Raw genomic sequence first — 17,849 nt, 5'->3', positions numbered from 1 at the left:
GTTCCGCCGGCCCAGCGCCATGATCTGCGCGAAACCGGTGTACAACCACATCCTCCGGCAGTGGCTGAAGAGCGGGGGAGCGCTGGACGCCAAGCGGCACCTGCGCGAGGCGATCGAGCAGGTCGCCGCGGCGCTGAACGGACGGCGATCCGCAGTGGAGTCCACCGCCGCCGAAGGGGAGAGCGTGGTCGTGGGTGTCGTCCGGACGGCGGCTCCGACGGACGTGGTGCTCAAGCAGCTCGAGGACGCGCTCCGCGAACTCCGGTGAATCAACGGCACTCAGTGCCTAAATCAGCATCATCTTGATCACGTTCGACAGTATCTATGGTTTCAGTGTTGAATGAAATTAAGCCTCGAATCGGGCGAGCTGGAACCGCAAGGGAGAACAGCCTGGACCCCCGGGGACGGCGATGATCAGCAGTGGATGTCGGCGTTCCGGAGGTGGCGGCGCACCACGTCCCACTCGGGGGCGAGGACGTCCGGCCGCTCGGTTCCGACACCGATGTCCTTGAAGCCGCTGGAGGTCGTCACGCACACCACCGGCCCGTCGAACTCCTCGCGCACTTGCCGGAACCCCGCGAGCCCGGCCGCCGAGGAGACCTCGCACCAGAGCCCGGAACGCCCCAGGTCCCGCTGGGCCGCGGCCATCTCCGCGTCGTCCACCAGGAGTGCGCGCCCGGCGCTCTCCTGGACTGCCACCGTCGCTCGGAAGCCGCCCACAGCGCAGCTGATCCCGTACGCGGAGGTGGGGCCGACCTCGACCGAGGTAGCCGGGAGTCCTTGTGAGATCGCGCGGGAGAGTGGTCCGCCAGCGGCGGGTTCGCAGGCGAACAGCCGGGGCGTTCTGGCCGCGAGGCCCAGGCGCACGAGTTCGGCGAACCCCTTCCACACGCCGAACAGCAGCTCTCCGTACCCGGTCGGGACGAACATCGCCGCCGGGACACCGAGTTCGGCGAAGACCTCGTAGGCGACCGTCTTGTAGCCCTCGGGGCCGAACGCGTGCCCGGTGTGCGTCGTGGTGCTGTTGCTGACCGGGTGGAAGCCGGTCTCCGCCACGATCCGGCGAAGCAGCGGCCACCGCGCCTCGGTCGGCACCGTCAGCACGACGGCGCCGTAGGACCGCAGGAACGTGTTGACGGCCGGTGGTGCCGGCGAAGCCAGCACGATGCACCGCAGACCGGCGCGGGCGGCGAACGCGGCTGCGGAGGCGCCGTGGTTTCCGGACGAGGCGACCACGATTCCGGGAGCTCCGATGCCCGCTGCGGCGCTCACCGCGACGCGGTTGAGCCGGTCCTTGTGGCTCCACGTCGGATTCCGGGATTCGTCCTTGATGTGCACCCCGTCGCCGGGGAGCTCGATCAGCGGGGTTCCGCCTTCTCCGAGCCCTGGTGCGTGGAGCGGCGGCAGCAGGGGAGCCCAGCGGTCCAGCCCCGAGCCGGCCGGCTGCTGGAACAGCTCGGGCGGAACGCGGTCGTAGTCGTAATCGACCTCGACGGGGTAGGAGGTGGTTTCGGTGCTGGTCTCCGGGCAGCCGGTGGTCAGCGGCGGCCAGAGCGGGTAGCGGATGCCCGGATCTCCCAACGAACGCTGCCCGATGGCCGAAGAACGATCATTCACCACGTCGCTGGACCCTACCCGTGCCGGAGCAGCCGGCGTCGGTTTTCCCGCCGACAACCCGATCTGCCGGTGGCTAGCTGCTCGTGGCGCGGACGCGTTCGATCACCGGGGCGAATGCGTCCTTGTAGGGGCCGTGGATCGCGTAGTAGGTGAAGCCGTAGCGCTCGTAGTTGCGCAGGACCTGGTCGGCCATCTGCTCGATCGTGCCGATGAAGACGAACGGCATCTCCAGCAGTTCGTCGACCGCCATCGTCGATCCGGACCGAGCGAGGAACTCCTCCGCGGCGGAGCGGCGGTCGTCGGTCACCACCGCCGCCTGGGCCAGGGCCTGCCACTCCACCTCGCCGGCCCGCTCACCGGCCTGTTCGCGCGCGTACCGGACTCGTTCGTCGGTCTCCGCCGCGGTGACGATCCGGAACGTGCCCGGCGGCTGTCCGGGGATCTGGAGGACGCCGGCGACACCGATGACGTCCGCGGTCCGGCCCGCGATCTCCAGGATCCGGTCGCCGGTGCCGCCGACGATCAGCGGTGGCCCGAACCCGCCGAAGCCGGTGCGCTGGACCGGCCGGAGCGCGGGGAGGCCGAAGTTCTCGCGGAGGACGGCCTGCTGCTCGTAGCCGTCGGAGCCGAACAGCTCGGTCAGCTCGGCGATCAGGGCTTCCAGCTGATCGGCTCGTTCGTCGAAGGACTGCCACTCGATGCCGGCCTCGTCGAATTCCCACTTCATGTGGCCCGCGCCGAGTCCCACCTCCAGGCGGCCGCCGGTGAGGAGATCGGTGGTGGCGATTTCGCGGGCCAGCAGCGCGGGATTCCAGAAGGGCGCGTTGAGCACGAGGGTGCCGACCCTGAGCCGTTCAGTCGCCTGGGCCGCGGCGACGAGGGTGGGGAAGGGGAGGGGATTCCGAGGTGGTCGGCGGCGAAGGCGGTGTCGTAGCCCTGCTCTTCCGCGCGGCGGCAGGCCGCGCGGAAGGACTCAGGTGATTCCAGGCCGAAGATGTTGTGGGCGAACCGGAATTCGGTCATGGACCCACGCTGCCGCAAGGCTGCGCCCTTGACCATCCGCTCCGGGGTGAACGACATCTGATTTCTGCTGCATCGATTAATTCAGTGTCAATTGAAATAAACTCCGGCGAAAACCGCTCATCGACGGACCGCACAGCTTTCAAACAGCCCGGACGCGAGGGCGCAGCGCCCCGTTTCCGGGAGTGGTGCTCGTTCCCGGCCTGGATGAGACTGGGCGCGTCGGCCGGCGGGCCGGCTCGGGCAGCTCGCCGGGCAGCACGGTGCGGGTCGGAGGGTTTTGATGGATTACGACGTGTTCGAGCTCGGGGACGTCCGGTTGCAGGGCGGCGCCACGCTGCGGCAGGCGAAGCTGGCGTACAAGACCTACGGCGAGCTCAACGGCGACAAGTCCAACGCGATCGTCTACCCGACGTGGTACTCGGGTCAGCATTACGACAACGAGTGGCTGATCGGCGAGGGCATGGCGCTGGATCCGTCGCGGTACTTCATCATCATCCCGAACATGCTCGGCAACGGGTTGTCGTCCTCGCCGAGCAACACGCCGCCGCCGCACGACCGGGCGCGGTTCCCCGACGTGACGATCCACGACAACGTCCGGCTGCAGCACCGCCTGGTCACCGAGCAGTTCGGGATCGAGCGCCTGGAGCTGGTGACCGGGTGGTCGATGGGGGCGGCGCAGACCTACCAGTGGGCGCTGAGCCATCCCGAGATGGTGCGGCGGATGCTGCCGTTCTGCGGTGCGGCCAAGACCAGCGTGCACAACATCGTGTTCTTGGAGGGCGTCAAGGCGGCGCTCACCGCTGATGCGGCGTGGCACGGTGGTTGGTACGACGCTCAGCCCACGACGGGGCTGCGTGCGCTGGCTCGGGTGTACGCGGGTTGGGGGTTCAGCCAGCAGTTCTACCGGGAGAAGTGCTACGAGTCGGAGCCCTTGGACTACGGGAGCCTGGAGGACTTCCTCGTGGGGTACTGGGAGGCGCTGTTCCTCCAGCGGGATGCGAACAACTTGCTGACCATGCTGTGGACGTGGCAGAACGCCGATCTCGGAGCGACCCCGGGATACGCCGGGATCGAGGAGGCGTTGGCGGGCATCCGAGCGGAGTCGATCATCATGCCCGGTCAGCAGGACCTGTACTTCCCGCCGGAGGACAACGAGTGGGAGGTCGCCCGCATACCGGGCGCGGAGCTCCGGGTGATTCCCGGCGCGTGGGGCCACTTCGCCGGTGGTGGGATGAACCCGGTGGATACCGCCGTGATCGACGGGGCGCTCAAGGAACTGCTGGCGCGAGACGCGTGATGAGGCGAATTGCGGCTGGTCGCGATGACCAGCCGCAATTCGCCTCATCGGTGGCGTTGCACTGCCCGGGCGTGGGCTCGGGTGATCAAGCTCAGGGCTTGGTCGGCGGTGCGCTGGCCGGGGTTGAGGACCGAGATCCAGCCTTGGGTGGCGTAGGCGGGGTGGGGGAGGAGCCGGTCCAGCTCGGTGTAGTCGAAGTCGGCGTGGTGGGTCGGGTGGGCGGCGGGGGTGTGGCCGACGAGTCGTTCGAACTCCGCTCTGCCGACGTTGATGTTGAGGCGGTAGACGCCGGGCCGGTCGACGTTCGATTCGGTGTCGAAGCCGGTGTAGTCCTTGGTGACGATCGTGGCGAAGGGGAACGGCCGGTCGGCGGGGGCGAGGCCGTCCGGGTCGTAGGAGAAGAAGGTGTCGCCCCACGCGATCTCCGGGGCTCCGGTGACTTCGCCTGCCGTTTCCGCCACGACGCCGGGCAGACCGCGGGCGTGCTCGATGATCTCGTCCTGGGTCAGCTCTCGGCGGGTGTTCTCGCTGGTGTTCACTCCTTCAACCGTATCGTTGAAGGACCATGTGAGACTTTTTCCGCGAAAGTGGGGCAGTGGCCCAGTTCGCGGACCACCAGCCTTCAAACAGCAGGTCAGTCGTAGCCGCGGATCAGGTGGCTCTCGTCCAGTTCGTCGAGCTCGGTGCGGTCCTGGGCGGGGAGGAGCAGTTCGTCGCGGTCCGCGTCGAAGGAGTCGAAGCGCTGCTGAGTGGTGAGGGGGTCGGAGAGAGTCATGACCGGCTCCTTTCGACGCGGAAGTGACTGTCCGATGGTGCTTCTCGTCACCGGGGATCGCATCGCGGCGCGCTCGAGCGCTGATCGGAATCGCTCGGTCGGGCAAGCGGAGATCGTTGATCAGCAGCAATATTAGTTTTAATAACTTCAGTGTTGACTGAAATTAATCAGAACACCCGAAGGTCACCAAAGCACGACTCGAAAAGATCGCCTCGACGGCGATCAGGTTCGCGGGGTGAGGCGGATTCCGCTGCGAGGACCGAGGTATCGGCCTTCGTCGACGACGGTGCGGCCGCTCTGGCAGACCCACGGGATGCCGGCGGGTTGCTGCATCGGGTCCTGGTAGTCGCCGAGGTCGTGGACGGTCCGCGGGTCGAAGGCGACGAGGTCGGCGATCTTGCCGGGGGCGATCAGACCGCGGTCCGGTATGCCGAAGATCTGCGCGGGCAGCCAGGTCATCCGGTGCACGGCTTCGGGCAGGGTGAGCACGGCGCGTTCGCGGGTGTAGCGGCCGAGGACGCGGGGGAAGGTGCCGGTCAGGCGCGGGTGCGGTTTGCCGCCGGTGCCGGGCGGGAGGCCGTCGGAGCCGATCGCGGTGTGCGGGTCGGACAGGGCGAGTTCGAGGTCGTCCTCGTGCATGCTGAAGTGGATCATCGCCGCGCGCAGGCGTTCGCCGACCAGGACGTCGATGAGCGCGTCGACGGGTTCGACGCCGGTGGTGTCGGCGATGTCGGCGAGGGTGCGGCCTTCGTGGCGGTGGCTGGCGGTGGTGGCGATGAGGATGCGGTCCCACTGGGTGCTGGTGGTGACCGCGGTGGCGATTTCGGCGCGGTTGGCGGGATTGGTCAGGCGGGTGAGGATGTCGTCGGGGCTGCCGACGAGGTAGTGGGCGGGCAGTACGGCGGTGAGCATCGTGGAGGACGCTGTGTAGGGGTAGATGTCCTGGTGGACGTGCTGGCCGTGGTGCCGGGCGTCGTCGAGCCGGTCGAGGGCGGCTTGCATGGTGCCCCAGTTTCGGGCTCCGGTGACCTTGAGGTGGGAGATGTGGGTTCTCCCGGCGGTGGCTCCGATGCGCAGGGCTTCGTCGAGGGAGTCGATCAGGGCGTCGCCTTCGTTGCGCATGTGGGTGACGTAGCGGCCGTTGCCGCCGAGGACGGTGGCGAGGTCGGTGAGCTCGTCGGTGGTGGCGAAGACGGCGGGTGGGTAGATCAGGCCGCTGGAGAGGCCGAAGGCGCCGGCGGTCATGCCTTCTTCGAGGGCGGTGCGCATGGTGCGGCGGGCGTCGTCGTCGGGGGCTGCGTCGGTCATGCCGGTGGCGGCGATGCGGAGGGTGCCGTGGCCGATGAGGGGGCAGTAGTTGGTGACGTAGCCGGCGGCGTCGGTAGTGGCGAACAGGTCGTGGAAGCCGGTCCAGGTCAGGTCCAGGGGTGGGAAGAGGCGTTGCAGGAAGGTGGCGAGGGTGTCGTGGTGGGTGCTGCTGCGCGGGGCGAGGCTGAAGCCGCAGTTGCCGACGATTTCGGTGGTGATGCCTTGGTGGATCTTGGTGGTGTCGTCGGTGGGGAGCAGGGGTGCGTTGTCGGCGTGGGAGTGGACGTCGATGAAGCCGGGGGCCAGTACCAGGCCGGTGAGGTCTCGTCGGGGTGTGCCGGGTGGGAAGGTGCCGGGTGCTTCGACGGCGGTGATGCGGTCGTCGTGGAGGAGGACGTCGGCGGGGCGCAGCGGGGTGCCGGTGCCGTCGGCGAGTTGGGCGCCGGTGAGCAGCAGTTCGGTGCGGGTCACGTGGTGGCCTCCGGGTGGGGTGGAATATCGCGGTTCGTGCGATGTTGTCCGGTGTAGGTGTCGATGTTCAGGGGTGTTCGCGGTGCACGGTGAGTACAAGGTTCCCGGTGGGAAGTTGGTCGTGGTCGATCTGGACGTGGTGGACGGCCGGTTGTCCGGGGTGCGGTTGAGCGGTGATTTCTTCCTGGAACCGGATGAGGCGTTGGAGGCGATCAACGGTGCGTTGACGGGGGCGCCGGTGGATGCGGATGGGGAGGAGTTGGCGCGTCGGGTCCGGAGCGGGTTGCCGGAGGGGGCGCGGTTGGGTGGGTTCGACGCGGATGCGGTGGCGGTGGCGGTGCGTCGGGCGTTGTCGCGGGCGTCGGATTGGTCTGATCACGAGTGGTGGTTGGTGCACGACGGGCCGCAGACCCCGTTGATGCACATGGCGTTGGACCAGGTGTTGGCGGAGGAGGTGGGTGCGGGTCGTCGGGCGCCGACGTTGCGGTTCTGGGAGTGGGCGGCGCCGTCGGTGATCATCGGGAGTTTCCAGTCGGTGCGCAACGAGGTGGATCTGGAGGGGGCGCAGCGGCACGGGATCGAGGTGGTGCGGCGGATCACCGGTGGTGGGGCGATGTTCGTGGAGCCGGGGAACACGGTGACGTATTCGCTGTACGTGCCGGTGTCGTTGGTGGCGGGGATGAGTTTCGGGGAGTCGTACGCGTTCTTGGACGACTGGGTGCTGGGTGTGTTGCGGGAGTTGGGGTTGAACGTGTGGTACCAGCCGTTGAACGACATCGCTTCGGATGCGGGCAAGATCGGTGGTGCGGCGCAGAAGCGGTTGGCGTCGGGGGCGGTGCTGCACCACGTGACGATGTCCTACAGCATCGATGCGGACAAGATGGGTGAGGTGCTGCGGGTCGGCAAGGAGAAGTTGTCCGACAAGGGCGTGGCGAGCGCGAAGAAGCGGGTGGATCCGTTGCGGCGGCAGACGGGGTTGGCTCGCGAGGTCGTCATCGATCGGTTGATCGGTGGTTTTCGGGATCGGTTCGGGTTGGTGGAGGGGCCGGTGACCGATGCCGAGCGCGTGCGGGCGCAGGAGTTGATCGAGTCGAAGTTCGCGACTCGTGAGTGGTTGTTGCGGGTCCCGTGATGCTCAGGTGAGGAGTTCGGGGACGCCGGGTGTTGATCTTTTGCGGCGGAGCCAGACCTTGCGGGTTCCGTCGGCGTAGAGCAGGACGCGGGAGAGTTCCCAGCCGGAGAACTCGGCGTGGATGCTCAGTTGCACCGCTGCGCTCAAGCGGGTGACGCCTGGGGGGAGGCGCAGCGGTCGGTACTCCCAGTCGGGGTCGTTCCCTTCGGGGGGTGGGGTCATGGCTTCACCACCTGGTATCCGGCGCCGTTGGCGGAGGCGACGTAGATCGTTCCGGTGTGGGGGTCGACTGCGACGCTGTTGGGTTGGGTGATGGTGGGCAGTCGGTGGCGTTCGGTGGGTTCGCCGCCGGCGATGTCGTAGCCGACGAGTTCGTTGGTCGCGGTCAGTGTGACCCAGGCTAGGTCGCGGGTGGGGTCGTAGGCGAGGCCGTAGGGGGAGCCGGGGACGGGGTAGCGCTGTTTCATCACCAGGGGGTCGGTGCTGAAGGCGAGGAGTTCTTGGCCTCGGGTGTCGATGGTGATGATGCGTCCGTAGCGGTCGCTGATGGCGTTGGTGGCGCCTTGTCCGGCGCGCAGGCCTGCGCCTTTTTCGCCGTTGGTGGGGTTGATGGGGGTGATGGCGGTGGTGAGGCGGTCCAGGACGTAGACGTCGTTGGGGGTGGGCAGCAGTTGTGCTGGGCCGGAGAGGTTGTCGGCGGTGGCGGTGGGTGTGCCGTTGCGCAGGATGGTGACGGTGGCGGGGTTGCGCAGGGCGACTGCGGTGCGTTCGGCGTCGAGGTCGACGGCGTAGACGGGGCCGCCGGGGACGGTGGTGCTGCTGGGTTGGGCGGTGCGCAGGTCGACGCGGGTGATCTGGCCGCTGTCGGGGAGTGCGGCGAGGAGCTGGCCGTTCTGGGTGTGCAGTCCGGCCGGCGGGCTGGCCAGGGTGACCTGCTGCTGGGCTCCGGTGCTGGTGTTGATCAGGGTGAGGGTGGGGCCGCTGGCCAGCACGAGGGTGGTGGTCTCGGGGTCGAAGGCGCTCAGCTGCACCGGTGGTGCGGGGTGGACCTGACCTGCTGGTGGGGTTGTTGCGGCTGGTGAGGTGGCGGGCGTTGCTGCGGTCAGGTTGTCGGTGACCTGGAGGGGGTCACTGGGCCTGTCGGTCCCGCAGCTGGTGAGCAGGGTGGCGATCAGGCACGTGATGACCAGACGGCGCAACGAGGCCCTCCTTGGGGGTGCTGGCCCGCGGTGGTGTGCGGGGTGGTTCGTCTCCAGCATCCCTGATGGGCTGTTGGGGGGTGTGGCGTGGTCAGGGTTGGGTGGTGGGTTGGTCGGGGGCGCTGATGTCGTCGAGTGCGGCGCGGATGGCGGGGGGCAGGGTGAGGTCGTCGGAGTCGAGGGCGGTTTTGAGCTGTGCGGTGGTGCGGGTGCCGAGGACGGGGGCGGTGACGCCGGGGCGGTCGCGGACCCAGGCGAGGGCGACGTGGGCGGGTGGGGTGCCGAGTCCTTCGGCGGCGGTGAGCACGGCGTGCACGATGCGGGCGGCGCGTTCGGTGCGGTGGTGTTCGACGTAGCTGGCCAGGGGGCCGGCGCCGCGGGAGTCGGCGGGGGTGGAGTTGCGGTACTTGCCGGTGAGCACGCCGCGGCCGAGGGGTGCCCAGGCGAGCAGGCCGAGGCCGTGGTGGGTGGTGGCGGGGATGACTTCGCGTTCGGCGCTGCGGTCGAGCAGGGAGTATTCGTGCTGGGTGGAGATCAGGGGGGTGCGGGTGGGGTGGGCGCGTTGGTGGGTGGCGGCGGTGGCCAGTTGCCATCCGGCGTAGTTGGCGATGCCGGCGTAGCGGACGCGTCCGGTGGTGGTGGCGGTGTCGAGGGCGGCGAGGGTTTCCTCGAGGGGGACGGCGGGGTCCCAGGCGTGGAGTTGCCAGAGGTCGATGTGGTCGGTTTGCAGGCGGCGCAGTGAGTCGTCGAGGGCGGCGAGCAGGGAGCCGCGGGAGGCGCCGCCGCCGAAGGGGCCGGGTTTGCGGCGGGCGGCGGCGGTGGTGGCGAGCACGATTTCGTCGCGGGGGATGTGGTGGGTGAGCAGGTCGCCGAGGATTTGTTCGGCTTGGCCGTCCTGGTAGACGTCGGCGGTGTCGATGAGGGTGCCGCCGGCGTCGTGGAAGGTCGTCAGCTGTTCGGCGGCGCCGTCGGCGTCGGTGTCGAGTCCCCAGGTCATGGTGCCGAGGGCGAGGCGGGAGACGCGGAGGCCGCTGCGGCCGAGCTGTCGGTGTTCCACGGTGGGGAGGGTATTCGGTGCGGGGGCTTGTGTTGGTGAGGTTGGGACGGCGGGTCTGAACGCCGGTGTTCCGGATCACAGGTGGGGTTGGTGGTTGTTCGCCGGGTGTTCGCCCGGGGTGCGTGCGGCGGTCGCGGGGGATGCTGCAAGATTTGGGGCGGTCTTCTCGGCTGCCCGCGGGTGCGGGTTCGTGCCGGTTTTTCGTCGCGACTTTTCTGGAGTGGGTTTCGTTGTCGTGGTTGCAGGCCATGGTGTTGGCCGTGGTCCAGGGGCTGACCGAGTTCCTGCCGATTTCCTCGTCGGGCCATTTGCGGATCGTGTCGGAGTTGTTCTTCGGTGATGATGCGGGTGCGTCGTTCACCGCGGTGACGCAGATCGGTACCGAGCTGGCGGTGGTGATCTACTTCGCCAAGGACATCGCCCGGTTGGTGGCGGTGTGGTTCCGGGGGTTGTTCAACGCGGAGGTGCGGGGGACGCAGGACTACCGGTTGTCGTGGTACGTGATCGTGGGCAGCATCCCGATCGGGGTGTTGGGGGTGTTGTTCCAGGACTACATCCGGTCGTCGTTGCGGAGCTTGTGGGTCACCGGTGCGATGTTGATCGTGTTCGGTGTGCTGCTGGGGTTGGCCGAGCGGTTCGGGCAGCAGCGTCGTGGTCAGGGGCAGCTCAAGCTCAGCGATGGTGTGGTGATGGGTTTTGCGCAGTCGTTGGCGTTGATCCCGGGTGTGTCGCGGTCGGGTGGCACGATCACGGCGGGTTTGTCGTTGGGGTTGGCTCGGCCGACGGCGGTGCGGTTCTCGTTCTTGCTGGCGATTCCGGCGGTGTTCGCGGCGGGGTTGTCGGAGATCCCGCACGTGTTCGAGCCCAGTTCGCACGGTTTGCAGCCGTCGGGGGCGCAGATGATCGTGGCGACGGTGGTGGCCGGTGTGGTCGGGTACGCGGTGATCGCGTGGCTGCTGCGGTTCGTGGAGCGCCACAGCGTGTACTTGTTCGTGTGGTACCGGATCGCGTTGGGTCTGCTGGTGTTCGCGCTGCTGGGCTTCGGTGTCATGCAGCCGTGAGGTGATGTGCGGTGGGAAGCGCGGTCCGTGCCGGGTGGGTGCGGGCCGCGTTTTTCTCGGGTGGCCTACCCTCGGCGGACGTGGCGACTCTCATCTTGTTGCGGCATGCGCGTTCGGCGGCCAACGGTTCGGGGATTCTGGCGGGCCGGGCGGCTGGTGTGGGGTTGGACGAGGTCGGGGCGGGCCAGGCTGCGGGTGTGGTGGGCCGGTTGGCCGGTGTTGCGTTGAGCGAGGTGGTGGTTTCGCCGATGCAGCGGTGCCAGGAGACCGTGGCGGGGCTGGTGGCCGAGCGGGGCTTGTCGCCGGTGGTGGAGCCGGAGTTGGCGGAGGTCGATTACGGCGAGTGGACCGGTCGCAAGATCAGCGAGTTGACGCAGGAGCCGTTGTGGAAGGTGGTGCAGCAGCACCCGTCGGCGGCGGTGTTCCCTGGTGGTGAGGGTTTGGCGCAGGTGCAGGCCCGGGCGGTGGCCGCGGTGCGGGCGCGGGATCGCGAGTGGGGGGCTGATGCGGTGTGGTTGGCCTGCACGCATGGTGATGTGATCAAGGCGGTGCTGGCCGATGCGCTGGGCATGCACTTGGATGCGTTTCAGCGGCTGGTGGTGGATCCGTGTTCGGTCAGCGTTGTGCGCTACACCGAGACCCGGCCGTTCGTGCTGAAGGTCAACGACACCGGTGGTGATGTGTCGGCGTTGTTGCCGCCGAAGGAGTCCGGTGGATCGTCGGATGCCGTGGTGGGCGGTTCGACGGGCACTCCAGCGTGAAGAGGGGGCGTGCGCGCCTCCCATGCGCACGCCCCATCTTCGTTTGCTCGCCTTCCCCGGGGTTTCAGGCGAGCAGGTGCACGATGCGGCAGCGCGTGTCGGTGGGCAGGGTGCGTTGCGTGCCGCCGACGAAGCGGACGAGGACCTTCTCGTCGGTGGTCGGGGTGACCTGCTCGACGATGCCGACCGGTCCGATGGGGCCGTAGATGCGGATCGGGTCTCCTGGCAGGAGTTCGTCGGCGTGGACGCGTTCGCGGTTGAGCGCCGGGGATGCCGGGCGCAGCCAGCGGACGGTGGTGAACCATCCGGTCCAGGTCACGGCGGGTAGTGCGGCGGGGAGCCAGGTGGCGAGATCGGTGAGGGCGAGTGCGGGGGCGGCGCCGGCCAGTGCGGCCCACCAGCCGGAGCTGACGCGCAGGCGGCCCAGTTGCAGCCAGCCGGTGGTGCGGATGGTGCCGTCGGGTCGTTGGCCGCGGCTGCGCGGGGCGAGTTGTTGGGGGAAGTCGAAGTCGTCGGTGTCCTCGCGGGGGGTTTCCGAGGTTGTTTTGCCGAGGGGTTCGCGTACGGCTTCGGCTCGCACGGCAGCGATCTCCATCGTCGCCTCGACCGGTGTCGGGGCCGGAATCGGGGCGGGCGTGGGCTCGGGTGACGGTTGCAGGAACGACGTCGGTTCCGGTTCCGGGGCTGAGCGGGGTGCTGGGGCCGGGGAGGTTTGCAGCGGGGTGTCGAACCGGGCGGTGCCGGGGTTGAGCAGCGCGCGCAGCATCGAGACCTCGTTGTCGCGGCGTTGTCCGCAGACCGGGCAGCTCAGCGCGACACCGGTGGGGGACTGCTCATCGGGTGCGGTGGTCAGCGGGCCGTGTCCTCGGGGGCATTGCGGTGCGTGGGGCCCGTTTTCGAGGATGTGCAGCGCGCTGATGTGCGTGCGGTCGGTATCGGAGTTCACCATCGTGAGGTCCACCTCAACTTGCCATCGGCGGCGCGTTCGCAGCTGGCGGCCGCGCCGCTGGGGGTGCGGGCGAAGTCGCCTTCTTCGGAGCAGCGTTCGTTCTCGGTGACCACCAGCACCCAGTCCTGCTCGGGGTCGCCGGGCGTGGTGGTCACAGGTGTCGGGGTGTGCTGCTGCTCGGGGTCGGGACGGGGTTGGGGGCGGGGCGGCGGAGACGGGGAGGGGCTCGGCCGCCGCGTGCTGGTCGTGATCGGGGTGCGGCTGGTGGTTTTCGGGGGCGGGGTCGGTGCTGCGCTGCTGAGCGCCGTGGTGGTCGGGGCCGCGGTCGTGCTGGCAGCAGGGGGTTCGGGTGCGGGCGGTGGGGGAGCGGCCGGTGGTGGGGAGTCGGCGAGGGGGGAGCTCGCGGTCATCGGCAACGCGTTCAGGGCACTGGTGGCGGTCGCGGCGACCAGCGCGGCCGCGGGCAGCAGCCTGACGGCCAGGGGGCTTCGCCACCACCAGCGGCGCAGCGGGGCGGGGTGTTCGGCTGGCAACGAGTGACTCCTGTTCGCGTTGATGCCGTGTTTCCCCGACCGGCGGGCCGAATAGTAGCGAATGGATCACGAATCTGTATCCGGGAAGCAAACGTCGATCCCGCTTCCCGGCTCGTTTCCGGTGGGCACGTCGACGCGAACACCCGATTGTGATCTACGCCTCGACAGTTCGAAAACGGCTGTTGCGCACCGAAAACGCATGAACCGACACGAACGGTCACCGCATAGTTCGTCGCTTGTAGACAGTCCACAAGTGAATGTGGCTTCACCCGTCTTTAAGGGTGCGTTATGCCGCCAGGGGTTCAGTCGGCCTTGCGCACCGAGGTGGTGTCGACGTCGGCGACATGGCCGCCGGAGTCCACCGGCTCGAGTCGCGGCAGCGCGACACCGCGTTCGTCGACCAGGACGGAGTGGTCTTCGCCGGGGGAGAAGGCGTGCCGCTCGCCCCACTGGCGCAAGGCCACGACGACGGTGAACAGGTCGCGCCCGGCCGGGGTGAGGGAGTAGAGCTGCCGCCGGCCCGAGGGCGCGGTCTGTCGGTCGAGGACGCCGCGCTCGACCAGGCGGCGGAGCCGATCGGTGAGGATGTTGCGCGCGATCCCGGTGCGCTGCTGGAAATCGGTGAACGCCCGCGCCCCGTCCATCGCATCCCGCACGATCAGCAGGCTCCAGCGGTCCCCGACCAGGTCGAGCGTGCGCGCGACCGGGCACGCCGGGTCGGTCCAGGACGCATCCCCAGTGCTGGTGCGAGTCACCACGCCTCCCGAAGAGTTGCTGTTTGAAACCATTGTGCCCTACCCTCAGAACAGTTGCATTTTGCTACTTATCAAGGAGTGGTGATGGGCCTGACCCGTGCCCGAAGGACGCTGTTCGCCATGATCTGCGCGGTCGCCATCGCCGGCGTCTACGCCGCCCAACCCGTCCTCGCCCAGATCGGGACCGACCTCGGCGTGCCGCAGGCCCACCTGGGCTGGATCGTGGCCGCCGGACAGCTCGGCTACCTGGCCGGACTCGCCGTCCTCGTCCCGCTCGGCGACATGGTCGACCGCCGCACCCTCATCGCCGGACACCTCGCGCTCACCGCGGCAGGAGCAGCGCTGGCCGCCACAGCCACCCAGATCTCGACGCTGCTCATCGGCTTAGGCGCCGCCGGACTGTTCGCGGTCGTCGTCCAGACGACGGTCGCCTACACCGCGGCCCTGTCCACCCCCGACGAACGCGGCCGCAACCTCGGCGCGGTGACCTCCGGTGTCGTCCTCGGCATCCTCGGCGGACGCATCGCCGCCGGCGCCCTGGCCACCGCCTGGGGCTGGCGCGGCACCTACCTCGCCCTGGCCGCGCTCCTGGTAGCCCTGGCCTGCCTCGCCCTGGCCACGCTGCCACCCGACCCGCGCACCAGCCACGCCACCTACCGGCAGGTGCTGACCTCGCTGACCGCACTGTTCACCGAGCCGCTGTTCCTCTCGCGCGGGCTGATCGCGTTCTTCCTGTTCGCCTCGTTCGGCACGCTGTGGAGCGGCCTGGCACTGCCGCTCGCAGCCGCACCCTGGCACTTGAGCCCGGCGCAGATCGGCCTGTTCGGCATCGCCGGGCTCGCCGGTGCGCTCGGCGCCGCCCGCGCCGGACGCTGGGCCGATTCCGGGCGCGCCAGCGCCGTCACCGGGGCAGCGCTGGCACTCCTGGCCGCATCCTGGCTGGCCATCGGGCAAGCACCGCGGTCGCTGTGGCCGGTGGTGATCGGCGTGATCGTCCTCGACTTCGCCGTGCAAGCCGTGCACGTGAGCAACCAGCACCTGCTCACCACGACCCACCCGCACCGCACCAGCAGCGTCGTCGGCGGCTACATGATCTTCTACTCGCTGGGCTCCGCCCTCGGCGCCGCGGCCACGACCACCGTGTTCGCCACCGCCGGATGGACCGGCTCCAGCGTCCTCGGCGCGGTCTTCGCCGGCTGCGCCCTCCTCGTCTGGGCGGCAAGCCGCCGCACGGCGAACACCGCCGAACAGCCCCAGCTCATCGGCTAAGCGGGAATGCGCTGCTCTGGTGGGCGCTGCTCGGCCAAGATCGTGCGGCGCAGCTCGTCGAGGGACACACCCACCGCATCGGCCACCGCCGCGACGGTGAAGAACGCCGGGGTCGGGATCCGCCCCTTCTCGATCTTGCGCAACGTCTCGGTGGAAATACCGGCCGCCGCGGCGATCTCGACCATGCTGCGCTCGCCGCGCGCGTCCCGGAGGGCCTGGCCCAGCAGCTCGCCCCGGCGCAGCTCGTGCTCGGTGAGCGGTTCACGCACCATGACCGTGATACTAATATCGGTATAATCATTGGGCCAGTGCTGGCGGAGGAGCACGCGTGATCGAGCTCAAGAGCACCACCGAGATCGACGCCCTGCGCGAAGCCGGCCGCATCGCCGCCCGCACCCTGCACGCCGTGCGCGCCCACGCCCGGCCCGGCACCCCGCTGCGCGAACTCGACGAGCTCGCCCGCACCACCATCACCGACGCCGGAGCCCGGCCGGTCTTCGACGGCTACCACCCGCGCTGGGCAGCGAACCCGTTCCCCGCCGCGATCAGCACCTCGGTCAACGACGCCCTCGTCGGCGGCATCCCCGACCGCACCCGCCTGACCGACGGCGACCTGATCAGCATCGGCTGCGCGGTCCGCCTGCACGGGTGGGTCGGCGACGCCGCCACCACCTTCCCCGTCGGCACCGCCACCCCCGCCGACGCCGACCTGGTGGCCACCGCCGAACGAGCCCTGGCCGAAGGTATCGCCGCGGCCCGGCCCGGCGCCCGCACCGGCGACATCGCCCGCGCCATCGGCGTGCTCGCCCGCAGCGCCGGCTACGGCATCCCCACCCACCTCACCGGCCACGGCGTCGGCCGCGCCATGCGCGAAGCACCACCGGTGCCCAACGACGGCCACCCCGGCACAGGCGCACCGCTGCGCCCAGGGCTGGTGCTGTCGATCGAACCGATGCTGCTGGCCGGGGGAGCCGACAGCACCAGCACCGACGACGACGGCTGGACCACGCGCACCACCGACGGCAGCCGCGCCGCCCACGTCGGGCACTCCATCGCCATCACCACCCGCGGCCCGGTGATCCTCACCGCGCCATGACCGCCCGCCAACACCAGACCGTCCATTGCCAGGACGACCCCTATTCCGGTCAACCCCCTGAAAGCTGAATTCCCCGCCGCCCGTCGATGATCAATCCCACATGCGATGGCGGCCGCGCATCCGGATACTGTGAATTACCGATCACGCCATCGCGGAATTGCGCACCCGAGGAATCATGAAAAAACATTTCGCCTTCGTCAGCATCCCCGCCTCCGGGCACATCAACCCCACCCTGCCGCTGGTGGCCGAACTGCTGCGCCGCGGCCACCGGGTCAGCTACGCCGTGGGCCGCGAGATGGCCCAGACCGTGGCCGAAACCGGAGCTGAACTGGTCGAACTGCCCACCGAACTTCCCAAGGCCGGGCGCGAGGCGCTGAGCGCAGCGCGCATGAAGTTGATGCTGGACTTCTTCTGCGACGACCTGCGCACCAGCTACCCGCTGCTGCGCGAGCACTTCCGCCAGGACCCGCCCGACGCCATCTGCGTCGACGCCATGACCCCGCACGGACGCATGCTCGCCGAAGAACTCGACATTCCCGCGATCGTGCTCATGCCCAGTTTCGCCTCGAATGAGAAATTCTCGCTGCGCGACGCCGTCCCGGCCGGACAACCGCAATTCCCCACCGAGATGTTCGCCGAGATGCACAGCCGATTCCAGCAGATCGGTGACGAACTCGGCGTGCGGCCGATGATGCCGTTCCAGCCCCAGCCCGGCGAACTCAACCTGGTGTTCCTGCCCCGCCAGTTCCAGCTGGCCGCCGACACCTTCGACGAGCGCTTCCACTTCCTCGGCCCCCTGCTCGGCGAACGCGACCAGCAGCCCTGGCAGCCCCGCGACCCGCACGCCCCGCTGCTCTACATCGCCCTGGGCACCGCCTTCAACGACCGCCCCGACTTCTACCGGATGTGCCTGCAGGCCTTCGCCGACAGCCCCTGGCAGGTCGCGATGTCCACCGGCCACAACGTCGAGCAGACCGAACTCGGCGCCATCCCCGGCAACTTCGAGGTGCGCGCGAGCTTCCCGCAACCCGCGGTGCTGCGCCACGCCAACGCCTTCATCTCCCACACCGGCATGAACTCCACCATGGAATCCCTGCACGCCGCAGTGCCGCTGGTGGCCGTCCCGCAGATGCCCGAACAAGCCGTCAACGCCACCCGCGTGCAGGAACTCGGCCTCGGCCGCCACCTGGACCCGGCCACCGTCACCGCCGACCAACTGCGCGCCACCGTCGACGAGGTCGCCAACAGCACCGACATCCGCGCCAACCTCACCCGCATGCGCGACATCGTGCGCTCCTGCGGCGGTGCAGTCGCCGGAGCCGACGCCCTCGAAAACCACCTGAGCTGACACACCGGTGGGCGCCGCCCAACCCGGGGCCCCGTAGTAACCGGGAAAAAACGGGCGGATAGGGCTGGGTAGGCTCCTGACCAGGGGATCTTTGAGGTCTAGTAAGAGGTTGCCGGTGGTTGCTCAGACGCCGGAGCAACCACCGGCCAGGAACGCGATGGCGTCAGCGTCGGAACAGCTCGGCCGTAGGCGGCGACC

20 protein-coding genes and 1 pseudogene are annotated in these 17,849 nt (G+C 69.1%); 9 read left to right on the top strand and 12 right to left on the bottom strand.

Annotation, left to right across the window (positions count from 1 at the left end):
* Positions 1-268, top strand: a pseudogene (locus tag ABTZ89_RS20155) (hypothetical protein); the annotation flags it as partial.
* A gap of 146 nt (positions 269-414) precedes the next feature.
* On the opposite strand, the gene ABTZ89_RS20150 reads toward ABTZ89_RS20155, so the two are convergent.
* Positions 415-1,620, bottom strand: coding sequence for a threonine synthase (locus tag ABTZ89_RS20150; protein WP_351046812.1), 1,206 nt, complete (start codon positions 1,618-1,620; stop codon positions 415-417).
* 70 nt (positions 1,621-1,690) lie between these two features.
* Positions 1,691-2,575, bottom strand: a complete 885-nt coding sequence (locus ABTZ89_RS20145; protein ID WP_351046815.1) for a TIGR03621 family F420-dependent LLM class oxidoreductase — start codon at positions 2,573-2,575, stop codon at positions 1,691-1,693.
* 345 nt (positions 2,576-2,920) lie between these two features.
* Here ABTZ89_RS20145 and ABTZ89_RS20140 point away from each other — a divergent pair, with 345 nt between their 5' ends.
* Entirely contained in the window at positions 2,921-3,937 is a 1,017-nt protein-coding gene (locus ABTZ89_RS20140) for an alpha/beta fold hydrolase (protein ID WP_351046809.1), read from the top strand.
* A gap of 44 nt (positions 3,938-3,981) precedes the next feature.
* Here ABTZ89_RS20140 and ABTZ89_RS20135 read toward each other — a convergent pair whose 3' ends face one another.
* From ABTZ89_RS20135 to ABTZ89_RS20125, 3 genes are all read right to left on the bottom strand, one after another.
* Complete coding sequence (locus tag ABTZ89_RS20135) at positions 3,982-4,476, bottom strand: DUF6194 family protein (RefSeq protein ID WP_351046806.1); 495 nt, start codon at positions 4,474-4,476, stop codon at positions 3,982-3,984.
* A gap of 95 nt (positions 4,477-4,571) precedes the next feature.
* Entirely contained in the window at positions 4,572-4,712 is a 141-nt protein-coding gene (locus ABTZ89_RS20130) for a hypothetical protein (protein ID WP_270954493.1), read from the bottom strand.
* Positions 4,713-4,934: 222 nt separating this feature from the next.
* Positions 4,935-6,491 carry an N-acyl-D-amino-acid deacylase family protein gene (locus ABTZ89_RS20125; RefSeq protein WP_351046802.1) on the bottom strand — a complete coding sequence of 519 codons (1,557 nt, stop codon included), beginning with the start codon at positions 6,489-6,491 and terminating at the stop codon, positions 4,935-4,937.
* On the opposite strand from ABTZ89_RS20125, the gene lplAB reads away from it, so the two are divergent.
* Positions 6,466-7,623, top strand: a complete 1,158-nt coding sequence (gene lplAB / locus ABTZ89_RS20120) for a lipoate-protein ligase LplAB (RefSeq protein WP_351046799.1) — start codon at positions 6,466-6,468, stop codon at positions 7,621-7,623. The genes ABTZ89_RS20125 and lplAB overlap by 26 nt on opposite strands.
* A 3-nt stretch (positions 7,624-7,626) precedes the next feature.
* On the opposite strand, the gene ABTZ89_RS20115 is transcribed toward lplAB, so the two are convergent.
* The 3 genes from ABTZ89_RS20115 to ABTZ89_RS20105 all read right to left on the bottom strand — a co-directional run bounded on the left by ABTZ89_RS20115 (position 7,627) and on the right by ABTZ89_RS20105 (position 9,879).
* Complete coding sequence (locus ABTZ89_RS20115) at positions 7,627-7,845, bottom strand: DUF5703 family protein (protein ID WP_270954499.1); 219 nt, start codon at positions 7,843-7,845, stop codon at positions 7,627-7,629.
* Positions 7,842-8,822 (bottom strand): YncE family protein, encoded by a 981-nt coding sequence (locus ABTZ89_RS20110; RefSeq protein ID WP_351046795.1) that lies wholly within the window; start codon positions 8,820-8,822, stop codon positions 7,842-7,844. The genes ABTZ89_RS20115 and ABTZ89_RS20110 overlap by 4 nt, the downstream gene beginning before the upstream one ends.
* 91 nt (positions 8,823-8,913) lie before the next feature.
* Positions 8,914-9,879: an aldo/keto reductase gene (locus ABTZ89_RS20105; RefSeq protein WP_351046793.1), complete on the bottom strand. Its 966-nt coding sequence runs from the start codon at positions 9,877-9,879 to the stop codon at positions 8,914-8,916.
* A gap of 230 nt (positions 9,880-10,109) precedes the next feature.
* Between ABTZ89_RS20105 and ABTZ89_RS20100 the strand changes: the two genes are divergently transcribed.
* Both ABTZ89_RS20100 and ABTZ89_RS20095 read left to right on the top strand, forming a co-directional pair.
* On the top strand, positions 10,110-10,940 hold the full coding sequence (locus ABTZ89_RS20100) for an undecaprenyl-diphosphate phosphatase (RefSeq protein ID WP_351046790.1): 831 nt from the start codon (positions 10,110-10,112) through the stop codon (positions 10,938-10,940).
* A gap of 80 nt (positions 10,941-11,020) precedes the next feature.
* Positions 11,021-11,701, top strand: a complete 681-nt coding sequence (locus tag ABTZ89_RS20095) for an MSMEG_4193 family putative phosphomutase (RefSeq protein ID WP_351046787.1) — start codon at positions 11,021-11,023, stop codon at positions 11,699-11,701.
* Positions 11,702-11,765: 64 nt separating this feature from the next.
* Here ABTZ89_RS20095 and ABTZ89_RS20090 read toward each other — a convergent pair whose 3' ends face one another.
* Together ABTZ89_RS20090 and ABTZ89_RS20085 are read right to left on the bottom strand one after the other, a co-directional pair.
* A complete protein-coding gene (locus tag ABTZ89_RS20090) occupies positions 11,766-12,650 on the bottom strand; it encodes a hypothetical protein (protein ID WP_351046785.1) in 885 nt (294 codons plus the stop codon).
* A complete protein-coding gene (locus tag ABTZ89_RS20085; protein ID WP_351046782.1) occupies positions 12,644-12,805 on the bottom strand; it encodes a hypothetical protein in 162 nt (53 codons plus the stop codon). The genes ABTZ89_RS20090 and ABTZ89_RS20085 overlap by 7 nt, the downstream gene beginning before the upstream one ends.
* Before the next feature lie 82 nt (positions 12,806-12,887).
* Between ABTZ89_RS20085 and ABTZ89_RS20080 the strand changes: the two genes are divergently transcribed.
* A complete protein-coding gene (locus ABTZ89_RS20080) occupies positions 12,888-13,190 on the top strand; it encodes a hypothetical protein (RefSeq protein ID WP_351046779.1) in 303 nt (100 codons plus the stop codon).
* Positions 13,191-13,485: 295 nt separating this feature from the next.
* On the opposite strand, the gene ABTZ89_RS20075 is transcribed toward ABTZ89_RS20080, so the two are convergent.
* Positions 13,486-13,971, bottom strand: coding sequence for a winged helix-turn-helix transcriptional regulator (locus tag ABTZ89_RS20075; protein ID WP_270954679.1), 486 nt, complete (start codon positions 13,969-13,971; stop codon positions 13,486-13,488).
* Between the two features lie 51 nt (positions 13,972-14,022).
* Between ABTZ89_RS20075 and ABTZ89_RS20070 the strand changes: the two genes are divergently transcribed.
* The gene (locus ABTZ89_RS20070; RefSeq protein WP_351046776.1) at positions 14,023-15,207 is read left to right on the top strand and encodes an MFS transporter; all 1,185 of its coding nucleotides are present in this window, start codon (positions 14,023-14,025) and stop codon (positions 15,205-15,207) included.
* Here ABTZ89_RS20070 and ABTZ89_RS20065 read toward each other — a convergent pair.
* Positions 15,204-15,479 (bottom strand): helix-turn-helix domain-containing protein, encoded by a 276-nt coding sequence (locus ABTZ89_RS20065; RefSeq protein WP_270953915.1) that lies wholly within the window; start codon positions 15,477-15,479, stop codon positions 15,204-15,206. The two genes, ABTZ89_RS20070 and ABTZ89_RS20065, sit on opposite strands and share 4 nt — an antisense overlap.
* 56 nt (positions 15,480-15,535) lie before the next feature.
* Between ABTZ89_RS20065 and map the strand changes: the two genes are divergently transcribed.
* Together map and ABTZ89_RS20055 are read left to right on the top strand one after the other, a co-directional pair.
* A complete protein-coding gene (gene map, locus ABTZ89_RS20060) occupies positions 15,536-16,303 on the top strand; it encodes a type I methionyl aminopeptidase (RefSeq protein WP_351046773.1) in 768 nt (255 codons plus the stop codon).
* A 175-nt stretch (positions 16,304-16,478) separates the two neighbouring features.
* Entirely contained in the window at positions 16,479-17,651 is a 1,173-nt protein-coding gene (locus tag ABTZ89_RS20055) for a macrolide family glycosyltransferase (protein WP_351046770.1), read from the top strand.
* Positions 17,652-17,849 lie beyond the last annotated feature (198 nt).

Origin of the sequence: Saccharopolyspora sp. NPDC002686 (assembly GCF_040295745.1) — a bacterium.
Taxonomy (GTDB): Bacteria; Actinomycetota; Actinomycetes; order Mycobacteriales; family Pseudonocardiaceae; genus Saccharopolyspora; species Saccharopolyspora oryzae.
This window is presented reverse-complemented; position numbering and strand designations above follow the sequence as displayed.

Bases quoted from the DNA above. Each gene is read 5' to 3' on its own strand.
- ABTZ89_RS20075 (WP_270954679.1), bottom strand. From the start codon at position 13,971: ATGGTTTCAAACAGCAACTCTTCGGGAGGCGTGGTGACTCGCACCAGC.
- ABTZ89_RS20070 (WP_351046776.1), top strand. From the start codon at position 14,023: ATGGGCCTGACCCGTGCCCGAAGGACGCTGTTCGCCATGATCTGCGCG.
- ABTZ89_RS20140 (WP_351046809.1), top strand. From the start codon at position 2,921: ATGGATTACGACGTGTTCGAGCTCGGGGACGTCCGGTTGCAGGGCGGC.
- ABTZ89_RS20055 (WP_351046770.1), top strand. From the start codon at position 16,479: ATGAAAAAACATTTCGCCTTCGTCAGCATCCCCGCCTCCGGGCACATC.
- ABTZ89_RS20065 (WP_270953915.1), bottom strand. From the start codon at position 15,479: ATGGTGCGTGAACCGCTCACCGAGCACGAGCTGCGCCGGGGCGAGCTG.
- ABTZ89_RS20130 (WP_270954493.1), bottom strand. From the start codon at position 4,712: ATGACTCTCTCCGACCCCCTCACCACTCAGCAGCGCTTCGACTCCTTC.
- ABTZ89_RS20115 (WP_270954499.1), bottom strand. From the start codon at position 7,845: ATGACCCCACCCCCCGAAGGGAACGACCCCGACTGGGAGTACCGACCG.
- ABTZ89_RS20090 (WP_351046785.1), bottom strand. From the start codon at position 12,650: ATGGTGAACTCCGATACCGACCGCACGCACATCAGCGCGCTGCACATC.